At 69.8% G+C, this 25,001-nt stretch carries 22 protein-coding genes; 11 read left to right on the forward strand and 11 right to left on the reverse strand.

Annotation, left to right across the window (positions count from 1 at the left end):
• Nucleotides 1–72: 72 nt before the first annotated feature.
• The gene (locus tag ELQ94_RS01575; RefSeq protein WP_127046486.1) at nt 73–1,356 is read left to right on the forward strand and encodes a sensor histidine kinase; all 1,284 of its coding nucleotides are present in this window, start codon (nt 73–75) and stop codon (nt 1,354–1,356) included.
• The gene (locus tag ELQ94_RS01580) at nt 1,353–2,018 is read left to right on the forward strand and encodes a response regulator (RefSeq protein ID WP_127046488.1); all 666 of its coding nucleotides are present in this window, start codon (nt 1,353–1,355) and stop codon (nt 2,016–2,018) included. Before ELQ94_RS01575 ends, ELQ94_RS01580 begins: the two co-directional genes overlap by 4 nt.
• Nucleotides 2,019–2,034: 16 nt before the next feature.
• Here ELQ94_RS01580 and dacB read toward each other — a convergent pair whose 3' ends face one another.
• The 5 genes from dacB to ELQ94_RS01605 all read right to left on the reverse strand — a co-directional run bounded on the left by dacB (nt 2,035) and on the right by ELQ94_RS01605 (nt 7,972).
• Nucleotides 2,035–3,435 carry a D-alanyl-D-alanine carboxypeptidase/D-alanyl-D-alanine endopeptidase gene (gene dacB, locus ELQ94_RS01585; protein WP_127046490.1) on the reverse strand — a complete coding sequence of 467 codons (1,401 nt, stop codon included), beginning with the start codon at nt 3,433–3,435 and terminating at the stop codon, nt 2,035–2,037.
• A gap of 91 nt (nt 3,436–3,526) precedes the next feature.
• On the reverse strand, nt 3,527–4,363 hold the full coding sequence (locus ELQ94_RS01590; RefSeq protein WP_127046492.1) for a carbohydrate ABC transporter permease: 837 nt from the start codon (nt 4,361–4,363) through the stop codon (nt 3,527–3,529).
• Complete coding sequence (locus ELQ94_RS01595; RefSeq protein WP_127046494.1) at nt 4,360–5,325, reverse strand: carbohydrate ABC transporter permease; 966 nt, start codon at nt 5,323–5,325, stop codon at nt 4,360–4,362. Before ELQ94_RS01595 ends, ELQ94_RS01590 begins: the two co-directional genes overlap by 4 nt.
• A 4-nt stretch (nt 5,326–5,329) precedes the next feature.
• Nucleotides 5,330–6,628: an ABC transporter substrate-binding protein gene (locus ELQ94_RS01600; protein ID WP_127046496.1), complete on the reverse strand. Its 1,299-nt coding sequence runs from the start codon at nt 6,626–6,628 to the stop codon at nt 5,330–5,332.
• A gap of 63 nt (nt 6,629–6,691) precedes the next feature.
• Nucleotides 6,692–7,972, reverse strand: a complete 1,281-nt coding sequence (locus ELQ94_RS01605; protein ID WP_127046498.1) for an aminotransferase class V-fold PLP-dependent enzyme — start codon at nt 7,970–7,972, stop codon at nt 6,692–6,694.
• Between the two features lie 199 nt (nt 7,973–8,171).
• Between ELQ94_RS01605 and ELQ94_RS01610 the strand changes: the two genes are divergently transcribed.
• A complete protein-coding gene (locus ELQ94_RS01610; RefSeq protein ID WP_127046500.1) occupies nt 8,172–8,858 on the forward strand; it encodes a FadR/GntR family transcriptional regulator in 687 nt (228 codons plus the stop codon).
• Nucleotides 8,859–9,020: 162 nt separating this feature from the next.
• On the opposite strand, the gene pnuC is transcribed toward ELQ94_RS01610, so the two are convergent.
• The 6 genes from pnuC to ELQ94_RS01640 form a co-directional block, all read right to left on the reverse strand.
• On the reverse strand, nt 9,021–9,704 hold the full coding sequence (gene pnuC / locus ELQ94_RS01615) for a nicotinamide riboside transporter PnuC (RefSeq protein WP_127046502.1): 684 nt from the start codon (nt 9,702–9,704) through the stop codon (nt 9,021–9,023).
• Nucleotides 9,705–9,824: 120 nt separating this feature from the next.
• On the reverse strand, nt 9,825–12,887 hold the full coding sequence (locus ELQ94_RS01620) for an alpha-mannosidase (protein WP_127046504.1): 3,063 nt from the start codon (nt 12,885–12,887) through the stop codon (nt 9,825–9,827).
• A gap of 121 nt (nt 12,888–13,008) precedes the next feature.
• A complete protein-coding gene (locus ELQ94_RS01625; protein WP_424976764.1) occupies nt 13,009–13,932 on the reverse strand; it encodes a carbohydrate ABC transporter permease in 924 nt (307 codons plus the stop codon).
• 2 nt (nt 13,933–13,934) lie between these two features.
• Entirely contained in the window at nt 13,935–14,879 is a 945-nt protein-coding gene (locus tag ELQ94_RS01630; protein ID WP_127046506.1) for a carbohydrate ABC transporter permease, read from the reverse strand.
• Nucleotides 14,879–16,237: an extracellular solute-binding protein gene (locus ELQ94_RS01635; protein WP_127046508.1), complete on the reverse strand. Its 1,359-nt coding sequence runs from the start codon at nt 16,235–16,237 to the stop codon at nt 14,879–14,881. Before ELQ94_RS01635 ends, ELQ94_RS01630 begins: the two co-directional genes overlap by 1 nt.
• A 321-nt stretch (nt 16,238–16,558) precedes the next feature.
• Nucleotides 16,559–17,821, reverse strand: coding sequence for an ROK family transcriptional regulator (locus tag ELQ94_RS01640; RefSeq protein WP_243696813.1), 1,263 nt, complete (start codon nt 17,819–17,821; stop codon nt 16,559–16,561).
• A 204-nt stretch (nt 17,822–18,025) separates the two neighbouring features.
• Here ELQ94_RS01640 and ELQ94_RS01645 point away from each other — a divergent pair, with 204 nt between their 5' ends.
• The 8 genes from ELQ94_RS01645 (at nt 18,026) to ELQ94_RS01680 (ending at nt 24,904) form a co-directional block, all read left to right on the forward strand.
• The gene (locus ELQ94_RS01645) at nt 18,026–19,330 is read left to right on the forward strand and encodes an APC family permease (RefSeq protein ID WP_127047250.1); all 1,305 of its coding nucleotides are present in this window, start codon (nt 18,026–18,028) and stop codon (nt 19,328–19,330) included.
• Nucleotides 19,323–20,192, forward strand: a complete 870-nt coding sequence (locus tag ELQ94_RS01650) for an alpha/beta fold hydrolase (protein WP_127046510.1) — start codon at nt 19,323–19,325, stop codon at nt 20,190–20,192. Before ELQ94_RS01645 ends, ELQ94_RS01650 begins: the two co-directional genes overlap by 8 nt.
• An 11-nt stretch (nt 20,193–20,203) precedes the next feature.
• Nucleotides 20,204–20,596, forward strand: coding sequence for a YtxH domain-containing protein (locus tag ELQ94_RS17200; RefSeq protein ID WP_166404624.1), 393 nt, complete (start codon nt 20,204–20,206; stop codon nt 20,594–20,596).
• The gene (locus tag ELQ94_RS01660; RefSeq protein ID WP_127046515.1) at nt 20,593–20,856 is read left to right on the forward strand and encodes a hypothetical protein; all 264 of its coding nucleotides are present in this window, start codon (nt 20,593–20,595) and stop codon (nt 20,854–20,856) included. The genes ELQ94_RS17200 and ELQ94_RS01660 overlap by 4 nt, the downstream gene beginning before the upstream one ends.
• Nucleotides 20,857–20,976: 120 nt before the next feature.
• Nucleotides 20,977–22,098, forward strand: coding sequence for a YihY/virulence factor BrkB family protein (locus ELQ94_RS01665; protein ID WP_127046518.1), 1,122 nt, complete (start codon nt 20,977–20,979; stop codon nt 22,096–22,098).
• The gene (locus tag ELQ94_RS01670; protein WP_127046520.1) at nt 22,082–22,735 is read left to right on the forward strand and encodes a DUF2231 domain-containing protein; all 654 of its coding nucleotides are present in this window, start codon (nt 22,082–22,084) and stop codon (nt 22,733–22,735) included. The genes ELQ94_RS01665 and ELQ94_RS01670 overlap by 17 nt, the downstream gene beginning before the upstream one ends.
• A gap of 2 nt (nt 22,736–22,737) precedes the next feature.
• Nucleotides 22,738–23,694 carry an SDR family NAD(P)-dependent oxidoreductase gene (locus tag ELQ94_RS01675; protein WP_127046522.1) on the forward strand — a complete coding sequence of 319 codons (957 nt, stop codon included), beginning with the start codon at nt 22,738–22,740 and terminating at the stop codon, nt 23,692–23,694.
• 247 nt (nt 23,695–23,941) lie between these two features.
• Nucleotides 23,942–24,904 (forward strand): manganese catalase family protein, encoded by a 963-nt coding sequence (locus ELQ94_RS01680; protein WP_127046524.1) that lies wholly within the window; start codon nt 23,942–23,944, stop codon nt 24,902–24,904.
• The last annotated feature ends 97 nt before the right edge of the window (nt 24,905–25,001 follow it).

Raw genomic sequence — 25,001 nt, forward strand, 5'->3', positions numbered from 1 at the left:
CCTGGCCTCCTAGGCTGGCTCCGCGCGACCGTGCCTGCTCGATGGGCTCCGCCGCGCGGGAGGACCTGGACGATGGACACCGCTCTATTGCTCGACCGCCTGAAGGGCTGGCGCTTCACGACCGACGTCGTGACGGCGATGGTCGTGACGCTGCTCGGGCTCTTCCCGCCGTTCGACGTGGAGACGGCGAGCATCCCCGTCGCGATCCTGGCCTTCGTCACGATCGCGCTGCGCAGCGTGACCCCCGGCACGGCGCTGATCGCGGCGTGGGCGATGGCGCTCTCCCAGATGTTCGTCAACGAGCGGCCGGGATTCGCTGCGATCGCGATCCTGCTCGTGCTGTACTCCGCCGCGCGGCACGGGTCCCGGGTCGAACTCGTCGCCTCGGGCGCCTCGGCCCTCGTCGGCGGGCTCGTCGCGACCGACTACCTCGTGCAGTCCGGCACCCGCTACCTCATCTTCGCGATGGGCATCCCGCTCGCCGCCGCCATCGCCCCCGTCGGGGTGCTCGCCGCGTCCTGGCTCGCCGGTTTCGCCGTGCGGTCGTTCCGCTCGCAGCGCCACGAATCCGAGCGACGGGTCCTCGCCGAGGACCGCACCGAGCGGGCGCTCGGCGTCGCGGAGGCGGAGAAGCTGCGCGCGGACATGGCGCGCGACGTGCACGACATCGTGGGTCACTCCCTCGCCGTGATCATCGCCCAGGCCGACTCGGTGCAGTTCCTCGACGACACGGCCCGCATCCGCTCGGTGTCCGCGACGATCGCCGACACCGCCCGCCGCTCGCTCCACGAGGTGCGGGAGGTGCTGAGCGGCATGACCCCGCAGGGGGCCGACGACGAACCGGCGGATCTCGACACGCTCGTCGAGCAGATCCGCGCGGCCGGGGTCACGGTCGAGCGCTCCGTGCGGGGCGCGCACCGCCCGCTCGATGCGTCGGGCTCCGTGATCGTGCGCCGCGTCGCGCAGGAGATGCTGACGAACGCACTCCGCCACGGCGACCCGGGAGCAACGATCCACGTGCGCGAGGTGTGGCGTTCCGGCGACGTCGTGCTCGAGGTGGAGAACGCGGCGACGCCGGTCGCGCCGGGTGCGGACACGGCGTCCGGGTCCGGTTCGGGGATCTCCGGGATGCGCGCCCGCGTCGAGGCGATCGGCGGGAGTGTCGAGGCCGAGGGTGTCGACGGCGTGTTCACCGCTCGGGCGCGCGTGCCCCTCGCGAGCCCGGTCGCCGGACCTCTGACGGGACCTTCCACCGGGCCCGTCCGGCACGGGGCGCCCGCGACCACGATCGCTCCGGCCGCGCCGCCGCGTGAGCCCGTCACCCCGTCGATCGACCGGACGGTGAGTGCGCCGTGATCCGCATCGTGCTCGTCGACGACCAGGAGCTCTTCCGTGGCGGCGTCCGGGTCGCCCTCGACGCCCAGACCGACATGGAGGTCGTGGGGGAGGCCGGCGACGGTGCCGCGGCCCTCGCCGTCATCGACGAGACCCGCCCCGACGTCGTGCTCCTCGACATCCGGATGCCCGTCATGGACGGGGTCGAGACGGTACGGGCGCTCTTCGACGGCGGCCGCTCGTCGCTCGAACAGGCCGCGCTCCCGCGCGTGATCGTGCTCACGACCTTCGCCCTCGATCGTGCCGCTGCCACGGCCATCCGCCACGGCGCGAGCGGATTCGTCCTGAAGGACGCGACCCCCGCGTTCCTCACGGCCGCGATCCGGGCGGTACACGCGGGTAACACGGTGCTCGCGGCCGACGAACTGGGTGAGCTGTTCGCCACGGACGTGCTCGCCGCACCCCCGCCCCCGCCGCCTCCCGCCTTCCGCGAGCTGAGCACGCGCGAGCAGGCGGTGTTCCGACTCGTCGCCCGCGGCCTGTCGAACGCGGAGATCGCCGAGCGCGAGTTCGTGAGCGAGTCGACGGTGAAGACGCAGGTCAGCAGCATCCTCGCGAAGCTCACACTCCGCGACCGCGTTCAGATCGTGGTCTTCGCCCACGACCACCGCCTGGTCGGTTGAGGGTTCCCGGGTACCGCTAGAGAGACGCGCCGCAGCGGTAGACCTCGGCGGCGAGGGTGTCGACCGCGTCGCGCGCGGTCGTCGTGGCGGCGCCCGGCTCCAGGTCCTCCGCCCAGATGGTGAACGCGACCGTCGATCCGTCGGCGGCCTCGGCGATGCCCGCGAGGCCGGACATACCCGTGAGGGTTCCGGACTTCGCCCGGAGGTGCCCCGCGGCGTCGGCGGTCTCACCCGAGAAGCGACCGTCCTCCGCGAGCGTGCCGCTCTGCCCGGCCACCGCGAGGCCGTCGTCCACGATGGCGAGGTCGCCGGCACCGCGCGCGACCTCGACGAGCAGCTCGGACAGGGCGCCGGCGGGGACCGCGTTCTCCGAGCTCAGCCCCGAGCCGTCCGCGAGCACGAGACCGTCGGTCGACAGCCCCAGACGGTCGAGGGCCGCCGTCGTGCCCGCCTGAACGGCCGAGAAATCGTTGCCCGTCCCCTCGTCGACCGCCACGAGTCGGGCGAGCGATTCCGCGAGGGTGTTGTCCGAGTGGGTCAGGAGGTGCGCGACGAGCTCGCGCACGGGGGCGGAGCGCACGATGCCCAGTTCGGCGGCGTCGGAGGGGGCCTCGACGAGGGGGCCGACGGACACGTCCTTCCCGAGGAGCTTCGCGAACGCCTGCGCGGCACGATCGACGGCGGCCTCGCCGCGGCGCGAGTACGCGTTCGTCGGGTCGTCGCGATCGCCGTCCACCATGACGGCCGTGATGTTCGACACCGAGCCGGAGGTGCGCGCCGACTCGGGCCAGCTGTCGAGCCACGGGGACCCGCCGAAGAGGCTCGCATCGACGTCGAGGCGCACGATGGGCTCGTCGCGCAGCCGCGGATCGGCGGCGCGCGCGTCGAGGACCTGCGCGGCGAGCTCGTCCAGGTGGGGCGCGCCCGGGTAGACGCCGTCCTGCCCGCTCGGGAGGCGGCTGAGCGTCGGGTCGCCTCCGCCCACGAGCACGACCGTGCCCGGGTCGTCGCCCTGCACGACGCGCGTCTGAAGGGTGGTGTCTGGCCCGAGCGACGTCACGGCGGCCGCCGCGGTGAGGAGCTTCATGGTGCTGCCGGTGGGGGCCGGGTCCTCGCTCCGGACCTCGCGCACGGGTTCCCCCGACTCGACGTCGCGCACGTCGAGGTGCAGCGTGCCCTCGGTCCAGCCGTCGATGACGGCCCCGCCCGCGCAGTCCTCCGGGGGGCCGGCGAACAGCTCGATCGGGGCGCCGTCGCCGCGTGCGTCGGCATCGTCGCCCGCGCCCGGACCGAACGACGAGATCGCCCCGACCACGACGGCGCCGAGGATCGCGGTGCCGACGAGCAGCGTGACGGCGCGGCGCCGCCGCCGCTTGATGGTCGGTCGCCGCTTCGCTGTCCGCGCTCGGGTGCTCATACGACGACCATACGGATCGGACGCCGTCCGGGGCGTCCGCCGCGAGGACCAACGCCTCCCGCCGCGAGGACGAATCGGATGCCGGACCCGATCAGCCCTTCACCGCGCCCGACGTGAGGCCCTGCACGATGTACTTGCTCGCGAAGGCGAACATGACCATCGTGGGGATGATCGTTAGCACCGCAGCGGCCGACATCGAACCCCAGTCGATGTTGTAGCTCGTGATGAAGCCGTTGAGCGCCGTCGGCACCGTCTTGTTCGCATCCGACGTCAGCAGCGTCACCGAGAGGAACAGCTCGTTCCAGCAGCTCACGAAGTTGAAGATGAAGGCTGCGACGATACCCGGGGTCATGACGGGCACGAGAACGCGGAAGAGCGCGCCGATGCGGCTGCAGCCGTCGATCATCGCGGCCTCTTCGAGTGCGTCCGGCACGTTCTCGAAGAACCCGCGCAGCATGATCGTCGAGAACGGGATGCACATCGCGATGTACACGAGGGTGAGCCCGCTGCGCTCGTTCACGAGTCCCAGGTTCACCATGAGCTGGTAGAGGGGGCCGAGGGCGATGAAACCGGGGATCATCTGCGTCACGAGGAACGCCATGAGAACGGCGCCCTTCGCCTTGAACTCGAACCGGGCGATCACGTATCCCGACAGGAGCGAGATGAGCGTCACGCACGTCGCGGCGGAGACCGACACGATGATGCTGTTCGTCAGGTAGGTCCCGAAGTTCGACACCCGGAAGAGCGTGATGAAGTTCTCGAGCGAGAACGACTGCGGCCAGTACTCCACGGGGAACGCGTAGATGTCGCTGCGCGGCTTCACCGCGGTGATGACGATCCAGTAGAGGGGGAAGAGCGTGATGACGAGCCAGAGACCGAGCGCGACGAAGCGCACGACCTTGCCCGAGAGGGACTGCGACGTGATCATCGGTACGCCTCCTTCTTCTCCCGCGTCGCGAGGAGGTAGAACACGGCGAAGATCGCGAGCACGAGCATGACGATGAGTCCGAGAGCGCTCGCACGCCCGTACTCGCCCTGCTGCGTGATCTCGATCATGTAGCTCGTGACGATGTGGGTGCGCCCTCCCGGTCCTCCGGCGGTCATGCCGAAGATGAGGTCGGGGAAGTTGAAGATCCAGATGGTCCGGAGGAGGACGGTGAGCGCGAGGGTCGTGCGGATGTACGGCACGGTCACGTTCCAGAAGACGCGCACCTTCCCGGCGCCGTCGAGCGCCGCGGCCTCGTAGAGCTCGTCCGGCACCGACTGGAGGGCCGCGAGGATCATGATCGCGAAGAACGTCACGCCGTACCAGATGTTCGCGATGATCACGGCGGGCATCGCGAGCGCGGGCGACGCGAGCCACGGCAGCGGACTCTCGACGAGCCCGCTGCGCAGGAGGAGGTCGTTGATCACCCCGAACTCGCTGTTGAACATCCAGCGGAACAGCACTCCGATGAGGAAGCCCGAGATCGCCCACGGGAAGAACACGAGCGCCTGGTAGAGGCCGCGGAAGCGGAACTTCCGGCGCATCCACAGCGCGAGAGCGAAGCCGATCACGAACTGCGGGACGATCGAGCCGACCACCCACACGATCGTGTTCATGACGGTCCCGTAGAACAGGGGGTCCGCGAGGATCGTGCGGAAGTTGTCGAGGCCAGACCAGGGCTGGTCCGCGACGTTGTAGATCGTCCACGTGCGGAATGCGCCCAGGCTGCCGACGAGCATGGGGTAGTAGGTGAACACGGCGACGGCGATGAAGGCCGGGGCCAGGAAGGCGCCGATAGTGAGGGCGCGTCGGCGGGTGAACGCCCGGCGGTTGGAGCGTCCGCCGGGCGGGTCCGCCGGGGCGGCGGGCTCTGCGGCCCGCCGCCCCGGTGCGGTTGTCGTCACGGCGTCATTCCTCCGAGGCGTACTTCTCGGACCAGTAGGTGTCCCACTCGGCGAGCAGTTCCTCGCTCGTCATCTCACCGAGGAGCACGGACTGCAGCTCTCGATCCGACTTCTCCTGCCACTCCTGCCACCAGGACACGGAGCGCGGCTGGATGACGTTCATGTAGGTGTCGGGGTCCTCGTTCATCGCGACGTAGGTCGCCCACGGTCCCTCGCTGAAGAAGGGGTCGTCCTCGGCGCTCGTCAGGATCGGCACGAGCGAGTTGCCCTTCGCGAACGTCAGCGGCGCTTCGCCCGTCGAGAGGTACTCGATGAGGGCCACGGCCTCCTCCTTGTGCTCGCTGCTCTCCGCGACTCCCCAACCGGCGGACGCGAGGGGCTGGGCTGCCTTGCCGGACGGGCCGACGAGGAGCGGGGTCGTGCTCCACTGGTCCTCCTCGAGGGTGGAGTCGTCGCGGATCGTCGCGATCACCTCCGGGTCCTGGAGCAGGAACGCGGTGGAGCCGGACGCGAAGCCCTGCACCATCTCGGGGTAGCCCCAGGCGATCGACGAGGGCGGCGACCCGTTGGTGAAGAGATCCAGGTAGTCGTCCATCGCGTCCTGCGCTTCGTCGGTCGCGAAGACGGAGGAGCCGTCGGCGAGGAGGAAGGCGTTCTCCGGGTCGATCTCGTCGGCCGCGTAGGCGGTGATGATGGCGACGGCGTTCGACGATCCGTTGGTCCCGCCGCGGAAGGCGTAGCCGTACGTGTTCGCGGAGGGGTCGTTGATGGCGGAGGCCATCTCGATCATCTCGTCCCAGCTCTTCGGCGGCCCGTCGAAGCCGGCTTCCTCGATGAGATCGGTGCGGTAGAAGAGGCTGAGCCCGTAGAAGCCGTAGGGGATGAGGTAGGTCGGGCCCTCCTGGTTGGCGAACGCCGCGGCGTTCGGGGTGAGGGCGTCCCAGCCTTCCCAATCGGCCAGGTCGTCGTTCATGTCGTAGAGCCAGTCGTTGGAGGTGAACGGTCCGACGGTGGAGTCCTGGACCTCCAGGACGTCGACACCGTTCCCGGCCTGCAACATCTGCTGCACGGTCGTGAGTGCCTGCTCGGTCGGGGGAGAGACGAGCTCGACGGTGACGCCCGGGTTCTCCTCCTCGAAGCCGGCGATGAGTTCCTGGAGGATCTCCTGCCTGGCGGGGTTCGTCAGGGTTTCGACCATCTGCAGGGTGACGTCTCCGTCGTCACCGGTCGAGCCGGAACAACCGGTGAGGGCGAGGGCGCCGGCGGCCATCATGGCCACGAACGACGCTGAGCGGTGCTTCATGTTTCCTCCGTGCTGTCGAGAGTGCGGTGGGGTGGTGCAGGTGGGGTGGGTCGGGGTGGGGGGTCAGGAGAGGTTCGCGGCCGCGGTGGGGAGGGCTGCGAGCGGAGCGGCCTCGTCGGCGATGCGATCCGCATGGAGGCGCGCGAGGGCGGGCACCCCCGTCTCCACGAAGCGGGCGTAGTCGTCCGCCGTGTTGTAGAGGTGGGCGGAGAGGCGGAGGAAGCCGCGGCCCCGCCACGACGTCGTCGCGGTCTGGAAGCCCAGGGATCGGAGCACGCGGTGGAGGACGTGGGCGTCCTCGGGTGTGACGACGACACCGGTCGGCAGCTCGACGAGGCGGAGCGCCGGTGCGTGGACCGGCATGTCCACGCGAGCCCGGACACCGGTCGCGTCCTCGAGGGCCGTCGCGATGAGGGACTCAGCGTGGGCGGAGAGTGCGGAGACGTAGGTGCGCATGCGGTCCCAGCCGAACTCGTCCTCGATGGTCCGAAGCGCGTGGGGGGCGGCGAGGATCGCCGTCAGGTCGACGGTGCCCTGGGTGTCGAAGCGTCGGGGGAACGGGTCGGGGGCTCCCCAGGAATCGATGAGGGGGTTCAGTGCGTCCGCGTCGACGCGCGGCGAGACGACGAGGGCCGCGGTGCCGGAGGGGGCGCACGCCCACTTGTGCAGGTTCCCGATCCAGTAGTCGGCGTCGATGTCCGCCGCGGGGCTCTCGTAGAGGCCAGGGGCGTGCGCGGCGTCCACGAGGACGGGGACGCCGATGGCGCGCAGCCGACGGGTGAGGGCGGCCACGGGGAAGACGCGCGCGGTGGCCGAGGCGATCTGGTCGACGATCACGAGCGCCGTGCGATCGGACACGGCGGCGTCGATCGCCTCGACGACCTCGTCGTCGGTCGCATCGAGGTCGATCGGGACCATCCGGACGGTGCCGTCGACGCGGCGCACGGCGCGCTCAGCCGCCATCTTCACCGCTCCGTAGATGTGGTCGGTCACGACGATCTCGGCCCCGGGGGCGAGATCGAGGGACTGCAGCACGACCGTGACACCGGCGCTCGCGTTGGGGACGATCGCCGTGAGCTCGGGGGAGGTGCGCAGGAACGCGGCGATGCTCTCGCGTGCCTCTCCCACGCGAAGGGGAGCCGTGGCGAACCACGCGCCGGGGCCGTCGTTCTGGAGGGCGATGAGCGACAGATGGTGCTCGATCGTGGCGGTGGGAACCGCGCCGTAGGAGCCGTGGTTCAGGTGGATCGCCTCGCGCGACAGGCTCCACGAATCCCGCGCCGGTCGACCGTCGTGGTCGAGGACCGGAGCCGGAGCCGGTGGGTGATCGAGCGCGAGGGACATGAGGCCGCCTTCCGTAAGTCATCTGATCTCTCGAGCTCGATCGAGCTTACGGATACGGTAGCCACGCCCCTGTTCGTTGTAAATAGGCTTATGTTTTCGGCATGTAAAAGGTTCTGTCGACCGGACGGATATCGAGTCATCAGATGAGTTGGCTGCGGAGCCGAACCCCTACGATGTGAACACACGGGAAAGGGCGCGCATGACGGTGATGGTGACGGCCCTCAACGGCCTGCGGCAGATGATCTCCTCTGGTGAGCTCCGGCCCGGGCAGCGGTTCCCGCCGGAGGCCGACCTGTGCGCACGGCTCGACGTGTCACGCAGTTCGCTGCGGGAGGCCGTGCGCGTGCTCGACACCCTCGGCGTCATCGAGGTGCGACACGGGTCGGGGACCTACGTCTCGCGGCTCGATCCGGCGGACGTGATCCGGGGATTCTCGCTCACCGTCGACCTGCTCCCGCTCGACGGGCTCCTGCAGCTCTTCGAGATCCGGCGTGTGCTCGAGGGCAATGCGGCGGCGCAAGCGGCGGCCCGCGCGCCGGAGGAGCTCATCGACCGGCTCTCCGCTCTGTGCGACGAGATGGAGGCGAGCGACGACGTCGCCGCGATGTCCGCTCTCGACGACGAGTTCCACGAGGCGATCTGCGTGGCCGCCGGCAACCCCACGGTCACGTCGCTCATCGGGGTGTTCCGCTCGCGTGGGCGGCACTACAAGATCTTCGACTCGGACCCGTCCGCACCCGTCAAACGCACGAGCGACGAGGGGCACCGTGCGATCGTGGAGGCGATCGCGCGTCGCGACCCGGCGGCGGCGACCGCCGCGGCCGCCTCCCACGTGGCCCGCACGGAGTTCTGGCTCTCGACCCTCCAACCCGCCCCCGACAACTGACCCGCGCACCGCAACCCACCCCCCTCGCGCCCTCGCCCCGCCCCGCCCGCCCTTTCGCGTCTCATGAAGTGAGGCGTTCGAGCGCGTTCGCGCCGCTCTGCCGCCGCAAACACGCTCAAACGCAACACCTGACGGGTGCTGGGGGGGGGGGGGGGGGGGGCGTCAGGGGTGGAGGGTGGGGTCGGGGAAGAGGGTTTCGACGGAGGGCTTGTTCCGTCGGGTCCGCGCCCAGACGACGAAGCCGAAGAGCGTGAACGCCCCGTAGAAGACGTACATGAATCCGGACGCGTAGTAGCCGGCACCGAAGAGCAGCGGCACGCCGACGAGATCGACGGCGACCCAGATGAGCCAGAATTCCACCCAGCCCTTCGCCATGCCGTAGGTGGCCAGGAGGGAGCCGACGAAGATCCACGCGTCCGCCCACACGGGCTCGTAGGAGCCGAGCGCGCGGAAGATCGGGGTGAGGAGGGCGGTCCCGCCCACGAGCGCGATGACGAGGAACACGCGGTTGCGCCATCCGGCCCAACGCGGCTCCACGGCCGTTCCGCCGTCGCGGCTCGCCGTGCGCCAGCGGTACCAGCCGTAGATCGAGACGGCGATGAACATGATCTGCCGTCCCGCCTGGCCGAGCAGGTTCACGGGATTCGGCGTGCCGAAGACCGCGCCGAGGAACACGGTCAGCAGGAGCACGTTGCCCACGATGCCGACAGGCCACGCCCACACCTTGCGGCGCATGCCGCCGAGCGCACTGAGCAGACCGAAGACGTTGCCGACGATCTCGCGCCACAGGATGGTCTGGTCGCCGATGCGCAGTTGCGCGTCGAACAGCCACAGTATGAACTCCACGCCACTCCCAACCACGGAACCCCCGCTATCCTTCCGCACCCCCTCCTCTCCACCTAAAAATCCCCTCCGTGCTCGAGGAGTCGGGCACAGAGGGGATGTTCAGGAGGGGGAGAGGGCGGGTCAGGAGGCGGTGACTCCGTGGAAGCGGAGCGTCACGAGGTGGAACGGTCGGAGGGAGAGTGACACCGGGCCGGCGCCGTCCGAGGACGACACGAGGGCCGTGGGCTCCACGTCGCGCTCCAGGAGGTCCGTCTCCGTGACGCTCGCGAAGGCGAAGCCGGCCGTCAGCGACGCCCGCGCCTTCGACCCGCGCGCCTCGTAGAGACGCACGATCACGTCGCCGCTGCCGTCCTCCGCGAGCTTCACGGCCTCGACCACGACGGCCGGGTCGTCGACGGTGAGGAGGGGAGCGATGTCCGCGCCGCCCGTCACGGCGCGCGGCGGCACGTTGAGGCGGTAGCCCTCCGCGGCGGCTTCGAGCACGTCGGCGCCCACACGGATCGCGGTCCGGAGCACGTGGCGCCCCTGGTCAGCGTGCGGGTCCGGGAACGTCGGCGCGCGCAGCAGCGATTCGCGCACGAGCGTCGTGGTGCCGCCGTCTCCACCCCGGTCGGCGTCACGCGTCGAGCGCGTGATGTCGTGACCGTACGTGGAGTCGTTGGCCACGGCCACGCCGTAGCCGGGCTCGCCCACGTGCACCCAGCGGTGCGCGCTCGTCTCGAAGCGCGCGGCGTCCCACGACGTGTTCACGTGCGTGGGCCGGTGGATGTGGCCGAACTGGATCTCGCTCGACGCGCGCTCCGCGTGCACGTCGAGAGGGAAGGCGAGCTTCAGGAGCTTCTGCCGCTCGTGCCAGTCGATCGTCGTCGTGAGGTCGAGCGTCGGGCGCCCGGCCGTGAGCGTGAACTCCTGGACGAAGGTGCTCTCCCCGCGCGATCGCGTGATGCGCACCGTCGCAGCGGCGTCGTCCTCCGACACGACCTCGATCGAGTCGAAAGCGCGGATCGCGGTGCCGTGGCGCTGGTAGTGCACGTCGATGTCCCACGCGTCCCACTGGGCGGGGGTGTCGCGGTAGATCCACAGCTCGCCCGCGCGCTCGCCGGGGGCGACGAGCTCGCGCTCCGCCCGCAGATCGTAGAGGGAGGACACGAGGCCGTCGGCGTCGATCACCACGCGGACGAGCCCGTTCTCGAGCGCGATCGTGTCGCCCGAGCGATCGACGCGCACGGCGCTCGTCCCTGACGAGGAGACGACGGCGACGGAGCCGCCGAGAGCGGACACTCCGTCGACCGCGTAGGGCCCGGCGTTCGCGAGCAGGGCGCGGTCGCCGGCTCCGGCGAGCGCCGCGAGCGAGCGCTCGATGATGCCCTCGAGCACTCCGGCGACGCGCTCGTACTGCTCCTCGGCCACCTGGTAGACCCAGGCGATCGACGAGCCGGGGAGGATGTCGTGGAACTGGTTGAGCAGCACCGTGTGCCACGCGTCCTCGAGCTCCGCGGTCGGGTACTCGGCCCCGGCGCGGATCGTCGCGGCCGTGGCCCAGAGCTCGGCCTCGCGGAGCAGGTGCTCGCTGCGGCGGTTGCCGCGCTTCGTGCGCGCCTGCGACGTGTAGGTACCGCGGTGGAACTCGAGGTACAGCTCGCCCGACCAGACGGGCGGCTTCGGCAGCTCGGCTTCGGCGCGCTCGAAGAAGTCCACGGGGCTCGCCATCTCCACGGTGGGGGAGCCTTCGAGGCTCCGCGTGCGCTCGGCCGCCGCGACCATCTCGCGCGTGGGTCCTCCGCCGCCGTCGCCGTAGCCGAAGGGCACGAGGGAGGTGTTCGCCTCGCCCTTCTCCTTGTACTGGCGCTGGGCGCGGTGCAGGTCCTCCGCGGACAGGGTCGCGTTGTACGAGTCGACGGGCGGGAAGTGCGTGAAGACGCGCGTGCCGTCGATGCCCTCCCAGTGGAAGGTGTGGTGCGGCATGACGTTGGTCTCGTTCCACGACGGCTTCTGCGTGAGGAAATAGCGGGAGCCGGACGCGCGCACGACCTGCGGCATCGCCGCGGAGTAGCCGAAGGAGTCGGGCAGCCACACCTCGGGGGTGTCGATGCCGAACTCGCGGAGGAAGAAGCCCTTCCCGGTGACGAACTGGCGCGCCATGGCCTCGCCGCCCGGCAGGTTCGTGTCGGATTCCACCCACATGCCGCCGACGGGCACGAAACGGCCCTCGAGGACGCGGGCCTTGATGCGCGTGAAGAGCTCGGGGTAGAACTCCTTCATCCACGCGAACTGCTGCGCGGACGAGCAGGCGAAGAAGAACTCGTCGTTCTCGTCCATGAGGGCGAGCACGTTGGAGAAGGTGCGGGCGCACTTGCGGATCGTCTCGCGCACGGGCCACAGCCACGCCGAGTCGATGTGCGCGTGGCCGACCGCGATGAGGCGGTGGGCCGAAGCGTAGGCGGGCGAGGCGAGCAGCGGCGCGAGCGCCTCGCGGCCGGCCGGCGCGGTGCCCGCGACGTCGTCGGGCTCGACGGCGTCGATCGCGCGCTCGAGCCCGCGCAGGATCTCGGCGCGACGCGGCAGCTCCTCGCCGAGCTCACGCCAGAGCCCGTCGAGCGTCCAGATGTCCTGCGCGAGCTCCCACACGGCGATGTCGCGGAGTCCGATGTCCATGACACGGGTGCGGTAGAGCGGCTCGTCGCCCGAGGTGGCGAGGTCGCCGAGCTCGGTCGGCGCGTAGATCGACTCGCCCTGCACGTCGGGGTTCGACGCGGCCTCGACGTAGAGGTCGATCGTGTCGCCCGGGCGCACGGAGAGGGGCACGGCGTTGTTGAACGGCTCGACGGCCTTGACGATGTTCCCGTCGGTGTCCCACACGAGCCCCTCGGCCTGGAACCCGGGGTGGCCCTTCACGAATCCGAGGTCGAGCACGATCTCGATCGCGGTGCCCTCGGTCGTCCAGTCCGCCGGCACCGTGCCGGTGAGGTGGAACCACGTCGTGCCCCACGGCCGGCTCCACTCCTCGCCGACGGTGAACGGGCGGAACTCCTGCGTCACAGCCTCCGCGTACGGCACGGGTTCGCCGGGCACGTCCCACGCGGTCACCGTGAGCGGCTCGCGCTCGCGGTAGATCGCGGGGGTGATGCGCTCGGAGAGGAAGCGGCGGATGCGGAGGTCGACGAAGCTGGTGGGTTCTGGCATGGGTGGATTCCTTCTGGTCGAGGCGAGGCGGACGGCGTCCGAGGACGTCGGCCGTCGCGCCGCGTGGGACGTGGAGCGGGTCGATGGAGCGGTCGGTGGGGAGGTGGGCGCGAGCCGGGCGTCAGCCCTTGACCGCGCCGGCGAGCGCGAACGAGCCGCCGCCGAGGCGGGACACGAGCACGTAGAGCGCGAGCACGGGTACGGAGTAGAGCAGGGAGAACGCGGCGAGCTGCCCGTAGGCGACGGAGCCGTACTGGCCGAAGAACGAGAAGATGCTGACCGCGGCCGGCAGCTTCTCGGGGGACAGCAGCAGCACGAACGGGATGAAGAAGTTCCCCCACGTCTGGATGAACACAAAGATGAACACCACGGCGATGCCGGGCCGCATGAGCGGCACGACGATCGCGCTGAGGGTCCGCATCGCGGACGCCCCGTCGGTCCAGGCCGCCTCTTCGAGGGAGATCGGCACGGAGTCCATGAAGTTCTTCATCATCCAGATCGCCATCGGCAGCGAGGTCGCCGCGAGGAACAGGATCGTCCCGCCGATGTTGTCGATGAGGTTGAACGCCACGAAGAGTGCGTAGACGGGCACCATCATGGCCGTGATCGGCAGGCAGGTCCCGAAGAGCACGCCGTAGAGGAACGGCTTGTTGATCCGCATCGAGTACCGCGAGAGCGGGTACGCGGCGAGGATCGCCGCGAGCACGGTCACGATCGCGCAGCCCGCCGACAGGATGAAGCTGTTCGTCAGGGGGATGAGCGACGTCTCGGGCGTGAGCACCGCGATGAAGTTGTCGAAGGACGGAGCCTCCGGCCACTTCACCGAGAGGCTCGCGCTCTGGTCGAGCGAGGCGAGCACGAGCCACACGAGCGGAAGGAGGAAGATCACGCCGATGACGATGAGCACGATGCTGGCGAACCACTTCATCGCCCGGCCGCGCGGTGCGGCCATGCTGCGCTCGGCCTTCCGGTCGGCCGTCGTGATGGAGCGTGTGGTCTGGGGCGGGCCCGCGAGGGCGCGGTCGGCTGCAGTGGTCTTGGCCATGATCAGTCCACCTCCGGCTTGAGGGCGCGGATGTACAGGACGCCGAAGACCGCGCCGACGAGCAGCAGGATCGTCGCGATCGCCGTGCCGAAGCCGAGCTCGCCGAAGCGGAAGGCCTCCTGGTAGGCGAGGAGCGGGAGCGTCGTCGAGTCGGTGCCGGGACCGCCGCCCGTCATCACGAAGATGAGAGCGAAGACCGACAGGGTCTGGAGCGTCGTGAGCATGAGGTTGGTCGAGATGCTCCGACGGATCATCGGCACGGTCACGAGGATGAACCGCTGCCAGCCGCGAGCGCCGTCCATCTCCGCCGCCTCTGTGATCTCCGGCGGCACGTCGTTGAGGGCCGCCGTGTAGACGAGCATCGAGAACGCGGTTCCGCGCCAGATGTTGGCGAGGATCACGCACAGCATCGGGAAGACGTAGAGCCAGTTGACCCCGGGGATCCCGAGGCCCGTGAGCATCGAGTTGAGGGTTCCGCCGTCGTTGAAGAAGGCGTAGGCCGCGAAGGATGCGACGATCTCGGGCAGCACCCACGCCGTGACGACGATCGTCCCGACGATCGCGCGGACCGCCTTGTGGGACGACTGCATGAGCACGGCGAGACCGAGCCCGAGGCAGTTCTGGCCGATGAGGGCCGACGCCACGAGGAAGACGAGTGTCAGGAGCACCGACTTCGGGAAGTCCGGGTCGGCGAAGAGATCCGCGTAGTTCTGGAGGCCGATGAATTCGGCGTTCGCGGCGGACGCCCCGCTCAGGGACGAGTCGGTGAGGGACCCGTAGAGCGAGGAGATGACGGGACCGAGCAGGAAGACGCCGAGCAGGACGACCGCGGGCAGCAGCGGGGCGCTGCGCAGCAGGGTGCGCCCGGGGCGCCGCTTCTTCTGCGCCGGTCGCGCGGCCCCGGGCGCACGGGGTGCGCCCAGGGCCGTGGGAGCGGTGGTCGACATCAGTCGGACGCCGCCATCGTGTTCTCCTCACCGACGATGCCGATGACCGCCTGGTCGTAGGTGGCCGCGGCCTCCTCCGGGGTCTGCTGGCCCGTCATGACGGACTCCATCACCACGGTGATCTCGGCGGAGATCTTCGAGTAGTCAGAGTTCGCGGGGCGGAAGTGCGTGTCCGCGACGAGCTCCGAGAAGAAGCCGAACGTGGGGTTCGCGTCGGTGTACTCGGGGTCCTCGGCCACGTCGGTGCGCACGGCCACCTGGCTCGCGGCGATGTCGTAGCTGAGGGAGTTGTCCTTGCTCAGCGCGGTGCTGATGAAGTCCCAGGCCGCGTCCTTGTTCTCCGAGCCGGCGCCCATCGCGAGGGTCCAGCCGCCCGACATGCTCGTGCGTCCCGGGTCCTGACCGTCCTGCGTCGGCATCGGGGCGACCTGCATCACGTCGGACCACTCGGGCCACGGCGCGGAGCCGGACTCGATCCACGTTCCGCTGGCCCACGATCCGTCGAGGCTCATCGCGAGCTCGCCGCCCGGGATCCACTCGCTGTTGATCGTCGTGCCGATGTTCTTGTCGAGCGCCTGCTGCGGTGTCGGGCCGAGACCGCCCTGGTAGATGTCCTCGATGAAGCCGAGGGAGTCCTCGAAGCCCTGCGAGCCGAGGATCCACTTCTGCTCGTCGGAGTCGAAGAGCTCGTCGTCGGTGCCGGAGAGCAGCATCTGGAAGCCCTGCATCGAGGCGCCTTCCGACTGCCCCTTTCCGGAGTAGATGTTGAAGGGGATCGTGTCGGGGCTCGACGACTTGATGGTCTCGGCGGTCTCGAGGACGTCGTCCCACGTCTCGGGGACCCACGGGACCTCGACGCCGGCGTCCGCGAGGATGTCGGCGTTGTACCAGATGGCACGGGTGTCGGTGCCCATCGGGATGCCGTAGATCTTGCCGTCGTCGCCGGCTCCGGCCTGGCGGGCGTTCTCCGGGAACTGTTCCCAGTCCTCCCAGTCGGCGATGTAGTCGTCGAGGGGGGCGAGGTAGCCGGCTTCGACGTCCGTCTTCACCATGAACGTGTCCTCGTACATCACGTCGGGCGCGGTCGAGGCGGAACGGTTCATGAGGGCGAGCTTCGCGAAGTAGTCGGCCTCCTGGGCCTCGATCGGGACGAGCTCGACCGTCATGCCCTCGTTGGCGGCCTCGAACTCCTCCTTGACCTGCTTCATGTGGGCGTCCATCTGGGTGAACTGCCCGAACTTCTGGTACGCGACCTTGAGGGTGTTGGCGTCGCCGCCGGCGTCACCGCCGGCACAGGCGGTGAGGGCGAGAACGGAGGCGGCGGCGATGCCGATGACTCCGAGATAGCGCTGTTTCATGGTGCTCCTTCGCTCCACGACCGTTCTGTGGCAGCGTGGCGACTTCGCCACGGCCAGCGGCCTCGGTATATGTAAATCGATTGGAGTAACTCATGTCAAGACATTCACCGAACCGTTATCGGTTGGGGGACATTTCCCAGCTCACCCGCTCCGGTCGCTGAGCGTGCCCGCGCCGTGCCCGTCGAAGCGCCGAAGCGTCTGGCGGCTGTCTCGGGTGGTCACCCTCCCGGTCGCTGAGCGTGCCGAAGCGTCTCGCGGAAGGCCCCGGGGTCGTCTCCGCCGACTGGCTCAGGGAAGGAGTAGTGAGGTGTCGCGCGCCGGTCAGCCCGCGATGAGGAGGGCGGAGGGGCGCGGGGAGAGCGTCTGGTCGAGGACGAGGCACCCGGCGCCGACGGCGGCGACGTCCTCGCCGATCGACGAGCTCTCGAGGACCACGGGGTGGCTCGGGATGAGCGCGGGGTCCTCGGCCACGAGCCGCTCGATGCGCTCCTGCATCACGGGGGCTATCCGGCTCCAGAACGGCCCGCCGCACACGACATGGTCGATGTCGAGGAGGTTCACGACGGACACGAGGGCCCGCGCGAGGTGCGCCGCGGCGTCGTCGGTGATCCGCAGGGCGGCCCGGTCCCCGCGCGCCGCGGCGGCGGCAAACTCCGAGAAGCGCCGGTCGGTCGCGTCGAAGTCGATGTGGTCGACCGGGCCGTCGATCGGGCTGTCGACGGAGAGGTCCGGTCCGAGCACACCCCCGGCGACGGCGCGCTGGACGAGACGGTGGGGCACCACGAGATCGCCGACGCAGCCGCGCCGCCCGCACGAACACAGCGGTCCGTCCGCCTGCACCATGAGGTGGCCCATGTCGCCGGCGTTGTCGCTCGCGCCCCGGAGCACGTCGTGGTTCACGACGAGACCGATGCCGAGTCCCGTCCCGTAGTAGAGGAACGCGAAGTTGTCGCGGTCGGTGCCGGAGTCGACCCAGAGCTCGGCGACCGCGGCCGCCGTCACGTCCTTCTCCAGGACGACGGGGAACCCGGTCGCATCGGCGAGGGCCTCCCGGAGCGACACGTGCTTCCAGCCCTCGAGGAGGGGTGGATCGAGGAGGATGCCTTGCGTCGAGTCGAGCGGACCGGGGGCGGCGATGCCCACGCCGAGGACGTGGTCGGTCGAGACGCTCTCGCGCTCGAGCAGGGCGCGGATCTCCTCGGCCATGACGCTGATGACGGTGTCGGGGTCGGCCGCCGACGGAGTGGGGATGCGGTGGTCGGCCACGACGGCGCCGGCCAGATCGAGCACGGCGAAGGTCACGACGGTGGGGTCGAGGTGCACACCCACGGCGTACCGGCTCGACGCCTCGAGCTGCAGGAGCGTGCGGGGTTTGCCGGGACCGGCGCGGAGCTTCCCGGCCTCGCGCACGAGTCCCGCGTCGAGGAGTCGGCGGGCCACGTTGGAGACGGTCTGCGCCGAGAGTCCGGTCTCCACGGCGATCTCCACGCGGCTGAGGCCCGCGGTGGCGCGCCGGATCAGATCGAGGATGACGGCCTGGTTGTAGTCGCCGACGGCGAGCAGGTTGTGACCTCTCCGCACCACGCACCTCCTCCCGTGACCCACCTCACATCATGTCCCATCGCGCGGGCTAGCGGGGCGGAGGCGTGGACGCAAGCGGAGGCGCCGACGGGATCGCCCGCCTACTCTCGGCAGGTGACGGATATCGGGAACGAACGGAATGCGGGCGCGGCGCCGGTGGTCGGCGGTGACGCCCCCAGCGGGCTGAAGCGCGACATCACGGGGAAGATGCTCTTCCTCTTCATCCTCGGAGACGTGCTCGGCGCCGGCGTCTATGCGCTCGTCGGCGTGATCGCGGCCGAGGTCGGAGGGGTCACGTGGGCGCCCATGATCGTGGCGCTGCTTCTGGCCCTGCTCACAGCCGCGTCGTATGCCGAGCTGGTGACGAAGTACCCGAAGGCCGGTGGTTCGGCGGTCTTCGCCGAACGCGCCTACCGCTCGACGTTCGTCTCGTTCCTTGTGGGCTTCAGCATGCTCGCCGCCGGCATCGTGAGTGCGGCGGGCCTCTCGCTCGCCTTCAGCGGCGACTACCTCGGGACCTTCATCGACGTGCCGCCCGTGCTCGGGGCGATCGTGTTCCTCGTCGCCGTCGCCGTCCTGAATGCGCGCGGCATCAAGGAATCGGTGCGCACGAACCTCGTCATGACGGTGATCGAGACCTCGGGCCTCGTCCTCGTCGTCGTGACAGCCGCCATCCTCCTGGGCGGAGGAGGGGGCGACCTGTCGCGCGCCGTGACCTTCGCGGAGGGTGTCGACCCCGTCTTCGGAGTGTTCGGTGCCGCGATCCTCGCCTACTACTCGTTCGTGGGGTTCGAGACCTCGGCGAACGTGATCGAGGAGGTCAAAGACCCGTCCCGCGTCTACCCGCGGGCCCTTTTCGGCTCGCTCCTCGTCGCGGGCGTCATGTACGTGCTCGTCGGCACGGCCGCGTCGGTCGCGCTGCCGGCCGAGGACCTCGCGACCTCCTCCGGTCCCCTCCTCGACGTGGTCGCGGCGTCCGGCGTGGGGGTGCCCGCCTGGTTGTTCAGCCTCATCGCGCTCATCGCGGTCGCGAACGGAGCCCTCCTCACCCTCATCATGGCGAGCCGTCTCGCCTACGGGATGGCGAAGCAGCGGCTGCTGCCCGCCGCACTCGGACGCGTGCTGCCGAACCGTCGTACGCCCTGGGTGGCCATCCTCGTGACCACGGCGTGCGCGATGGCCCTCGCCTTCACCGGAGATGTCGCCACGCTCGCCGAGACGGTGGTGCTCCTGCTCCTCTTCGTGTTCCTCAGCACCAACGTCGCCGTGCTCGTGCTCCGTCGCGAGACCGTGGAGCACGAGCACTGGCGCGCGTGGACCGTCATCCCGGTGCTCGGGGCGCTGTCCTGCGTGTTCCTCCTCACCCAGCAGAGCGGCGAGGTGTGGCTCCGTGGACTCGTCCTCCTCGCCGTCGGTGCCGTGCTCTACCTCATCACCGCCCTCGCCCGTCGCCGCACCGATCGTCGCGGGGCGGTGGATCGGCCGGACGGCGCAGGACGAACGGATGCGTAACGGGCCACTCCCGCGACGGACGGGCGAGCGGTCGCGTCTGACGCTCGGCTCCGGACTCGTCGTGCACGTGGTCGACACGGGCGTCCCGTCCCGCCCGGGCCCCGCCTCCGCCGTCCTGCTCCTGCACGGCATCGGGATGTCCTCGTCGAGCCTCGAGCCGGTCGCTTCGGCGCTCGCCGCTACGCACCGCGCCGTGGGCATCACTCTCCCCGGACACGGGGGCAGCCCCCGCCCCCAGGAGGACCTGTCGGTCGAGGGCTACGCCGAGGTGGCGGCGGAGGTGGCCGATCGGCTGGGGATCGATCGCGCCGTCGTCGTTGGCCAGTCGATGGGGGCGCAGTTCGCCATCGCTCTCGCCCGAGCCCGCCCCGACCTCGTCGCGGGGCTCGTGCTCATCGGCCCCGTCGTCGACGACCGGCACTACACGGCGCTCGCGCAGGGAATGGCGCTCGCGCTCGACTCGAGTCGGGAGACGGTGAGCGGCAACCTCCTCGTCTTCCGCGACTACGTGCGGTGCGGCCCGCGATGGTTCGGTGCGACGCTCCGATCGATGCTCGCCTACCCGACCCTCGAGAGGGCGAGGGGCCTTCCGATGCCCGCGATCGTCGTGCGCGGCGCGGGGGACCCCATCGCCGGCGCCGAGTGGGTGATCCGGCTCTCCCGTGCGATGGGTGATGCCCGCGTCGTCACGTTGCCAGGTGCCCACCACGCCCAACTCGTGGTTCCGCAGGACGTCGCCGAGCTCGTGCGACGTGTCGATCGGGCGGCACGGGGAACCTCTGACCGGCCGATGTCGCCACGTCAAGGCCCTGCACGCGCGACCGAGACCGAGAACGATAGGTCCGTAACCATCCACGAATGAAGGAGCAACGCATGAAGGCCAAGTTGATTTTCCTGGCGGGCGCCGCGACGGGTTTCGTGCTCGGTTCGAAGGCCGGCCGCGGAGCGTACGACTCGCTCAAGGCCAAGGCCACCGAGACGCTCGAGGACCCGAAGGTCAAGAAGGGGCTCGAGTCGGCGAGTGACTTCGTCTCCGCTCAGGCCCCCGTCGTCGGTCACAAGCTGCAGGACGCCGCATCGACCGTCGCGAGCAAGGTCTCGCGCAAGAACAAGAGCGACGATTCGTCGGACGACTCGAACGACTCGAACGACTCGAACGACTCGAACGGCTCGGATGAGTCGAACGGGTCCTCTGACTCGTCGGTCGAGGCGGGTAACACGGGCGAAGCCAATGGGCCGATGACGCCGGCCACGCCGGCGCCGTGACCGAACCCTCATCGGCCGCGGGTCCGGACAAGGACACCTCGGTTCCCTTCCTGAACCTCGATCTCGAGCGGACGCGGCTCGAGTTCCGCGAGACCGTGCGCGAGATCGAGGGGCGGGTCAACGTCGTCGAGCGCTACCGCCGGTGGCGGGAGCGGGCCGACGGCGCCGATCGGGCATTCCCGGTCGCGATCGTCGCCGGGGTCGTCATCCTCGGGATCGCTACGGCCGGAGTGATCCAGGCCGTCCGCGAACACCGCTAGGACGAGTTCCGCGAGTACGACCGGAGTGGCCCGATGGCTGCTCGAGAGAACACCGGGGTGCGTGTCGCCGACACGCACCCCGCGCACGACCTAGGGACGACCGCCGAGAGGGGCGAGCACATGGCCGAAGACACCGCCAGCACCCGGGAGCGGACAGCTCCGGATCCGGACGACCCCCGCAAGCCGGACGACATCACCGATCTCTCCAAGCGTTCCTGGGGCTACGTCCTCAAGAAGACGCTGCGTGAGTTCGGCGCCGACCAATGCACCGACCTCGCCGCCGCGCTCACCTACTACGCGGTGCTCGCGCTCTTCCCCGGGCTGCTCGCGATCGTCTCGATCCTGGGCCTCTTCGGGGCGGCCGGACAGACGACCGACACCGTGCTCACGCTCGTGTCGAACCTCGCGAGCGAGGACGCCGTCTCGTCGCTGCGCGAGCCCGTCGAGCAGCTGACCTCCGCGCCCGCCGCCGGTCTCGCATTCGTGACCGGTCTCCTCGGTGCCCTGTGGTCGGCGTCGGCGTTCGTCGGCGCCTTCGGCCGCGCGATGAACCGCATCTACCAGGTCGACGAGGGCCGGCCGATCTGGAAGCTCCGTCCGACCATGTTCGGCGTCACCCTCTTCACGGTGGTCCTCCTCGTGATCGGCGCGCTCCTGCTCGTCCTGAGCGGGCCCGTCGCCGAGGCGGTCGGCGACCTCATCGGTCTCGGGCCGGCCGCCCTCACGGTGTGGAACATCGCGAAGTGGCCGGTGCTGCTCGTGATCGCCGTCGTCGTGGTCGCGGTGCTCTACTACTGGGCGCCGAACGTCAAGCAGCCGAAGTTCCGCTGGATGAGCCTCGGCTCCCTCCTCGCCCTCGTGGCGTGGGGCGTCGCGACCGCCGGCTTCGGCTTCTATGTCGCCAACTTCGGTAGCTACGACGCGACCTACGGCGCGCTCGGAGGTGTCATCGTCTTCCTGCTCTGGCTGTGGATCACGAACCTCGCGCTGCTCTTCGGCGCCGAGTTCGACGCGGAACTCGAGCGCGGCCGCCAGCTGCAGGCGGGTATCGCAGCAGAGGAGACCATCCAGCTCCCCCCGAAGGACTCGACCCAGAGCGACAAGAAGGCCGAGAAGCACGCACAGGACGTGCTCGACGGCCTCAAGATACGGACCGCACACGGCAAGACCCCGCCGGAGGACGACTCGTCCCCCGACGATCATGATTCGAGCAAGGAGCGCCGACATGGCACGCACGGCTGACGGACGGGCGGCGGTCACGCCTGCCGCCGACGTCCCCGTCCCGCACGACATCACTGGGAGGGCGGTCCCGAGCGCGGTGCGCACGGACGCCTCTCCCGCGATCGACGGAGCCGAATCGCCCGCCGAGTACGCGGGTCGGGCGCGCGCCAAGCGTCCCCGCAATCCGCTCGCCGGTCCCTACGGCCACCCGCTCCACGCGATCGCGATCACGCTGCCGATCGGAGCGTGGACGGCGAGCATCGTCTTCGACGTGATCGCCTTCTTCGTCGACGACGCATCCGCCTTCACGACGGGGGCCGCGGTCCTCGTCGCGATCGGACTCGTCGGCGCGTTCGCCGCGGCGCTCCTCGGGTTCCTCGACTACGGACAGATCCCCGCCGGGACGCGGGCCCGCATGGTCGCGACCGTGCACATGGTCGCGAACCTCGTCGCGATGGCCCTCTTCGCGGTGAGCCTCGTGATCCGGTGGTTCGCCGGCTTCGACGAGATCTCGGTGTTCGCGTTCGTCGTGAGTCTCATCGCCATGGCGATCGTCGGCGGATCCGGTGCCCTCGGGGGTGAGCTCGCCTACCACTTCGGTGTGCGGGTCGCCGACGAGGACGAGCAGGCGCGCGTCTTCGGCGCGAAGAGGCGCTGATCATGGCGGATCGGATCGGACGCGTCGTCGTCATCACGGGCGCGTCGAGCGGCATCGGCCGCGCCGCCGCGCACCGCTTCGCGAAGGAGGGCGCGCGCCTCGTGCTCGCGGCCCGTTCCGCCGACACCCTCGCCGAGGTGGCGGAGGAGTGCCGGACGCGCGGCGGCCGCCCCGTCGTCGTGCCGACCGACGTGTCGGACGAGCGGCAGGTGGACGCGCTCGCCCTCGCGGCGATCGCCCACTTCGGCCGCATCGACGTGTGGGTCGAGAACGCGTCCGTCTTCAGCTACGGGCCCTTCGAGGAGACCCCTCCAGAGGTGTTCCGGCAGGTCATCGAGACCAACCTGTTCGGAGTCGTGCACGCGGCACGCGCTGTCCTCCCGCACTTCCGTGCGCAGGGGGGCGGACACCTCGTCATCACCAACTCGCTCTTCGGGAAGGTGACGTCGCCGTACCTCTCGCCCTACATCGCGAGCAAGCACGCGACGTTCGCCCTCAGCCAGGTGCTGCAGGAGGAGCTGAAGGGCTCTCGCATCCGCGTGAGCGCGATCCTCCCCGCCACGATCGACACCCCGATCTACCAGAACGCGGCCGAATCGCCGGGCATGGAGATGCACCCGCTGTCGCCCCTCGTGAGCCCGAAGCGGGTCGCGAAGGCCATCGTGAAGGCGTCGCGGTCGCGTCGGCCCGTCACGAAGGTCGTAGGCAACATCCAGGGGCTCCTCATTCCGTTCAACGGGGTGGCGCCCGAGACGTACAAGCTCCTCGTCCGCCCCGCGATGCGGATCGGCGGGCTGCGGCGAACGGACGAGCCACAGTCGTACGGCAACGTGATGGAGGCCGGAGGGGACCGGAACGCCCCGACCGGCGGCTGGGCGAGACGACGTCGCCGACGCTTCCTGCTCGTCTCGGGAGGGGTGCTCGCCGTGATCGCGGCGGCGCGAGCCCTGCGCGACTGACGGGTCGCGTACCGGTCCGACCGGCACGGGATGAACGGTTCGCCGTGCGCCATCAGGGTGTACGCGCGGGCCGTTTCAGCGCGCCCGAGCGGGGTGCGGACGGGGCGTCGTGAGCCGCGGAACGCCTGTCGCGAGCACGGCCGCGTGATTGTAGGCACGGATTCCTCGCTTGGCTATCTCTCGCGACAAATCGGGGCGAGGCGGAGAGTCAGGAGAACACAGACCGTTCTTCTCGAAGGAGTCCTGCATGTTCTTCCACGTCCAAAACCTCATCAACGAGATCGTCCCGGACGAGCCCGATCCCGCCGCAGCCAACGCGCTCCAGGAGGGCCTCGGCGGTCAGTTCGGCGAGATGCGCACCATGATGCAGTACCTCTTCCAGGCGATGAACTTCCGCGGTCCGTCGGCGAAGCCGTACCGCGACCTCATCCAGGGCATCGGTACCGAGGAGATCAGCCACGTCGAGCTCATCGGCACCACGATCTCCCGCCTCCTCGACGGCTCGCCCGAGTACCAGGGCAAGCCGACCGACCCCGTCGACGAGCCGGGCGCCAAGGGCCGCACGCCGCTGTCGATCGCCCTCGATACCAGCAACATCCACCACTACCTCGTGGGTGCGCAGGGGGCCCTCCCCGTCGACTCGGCGGGCAATCCGTGGAGCGGCAGCTACGTCTACAACTCGGGGAACCTCGTGCTCGACCTGCTCTACAACCTCATGCTCGAGTCCACGGGGCGCCTGCAGAAGAGCCGCATGTACGAGATGACCGACAACAAGACGGCGCGCTCCACGATCGCGTACCTGATCGTGCGCGACCAGGCTCACGAGAACGCCTACGCCAAGGCCCTCGAGACGCTCGGCATCGACTGGAGGAAGTCGCTCCCGATTCCGAAGACGAACGCCGAGCAGTTCCCCGAGGTCAAGAAGCTCGTCGACCTCGGTCTGCAGAGCAAGCAGTACACGTTCGATCTCGCGGGCCAGTCGGAGGCCGGCCGGATCTTCCGCGGACCGTCGCCGTCGAACGACGGCACGGAGCTCGACGCGAGCGAGCAGGCGCCCGTGGGCGTGCCGTCCACGATCGCCGTTGAGCGCCCGGAGGAGTACGCACCGGGACTCGACGCCGACCTGCTCGCGCTCATCCAGACGACCGCCGAGATGGAGATGGCGGACATCGAAGCGATGTTCGTGCCGAAGGCGGACGCCGCGTCCTGATCGTCCCCTCGTTACCGCTGGCCCCGTGGTGTCCGTCGCCACGGGGCCAGCGGCGCGTCTCTGTCGGTGGCGGTACTCGGCAGTGCCGGTTCGGACG

The organism is Labedella endophytica (assembly GCF_003990045.1).
Classification (GTDB): domain Bacteria; phylum Actinomycetota; class Actinomycetes; order Actinomycetales; family Microbacteriaceae; genus Labedella; species Labedella endophytica.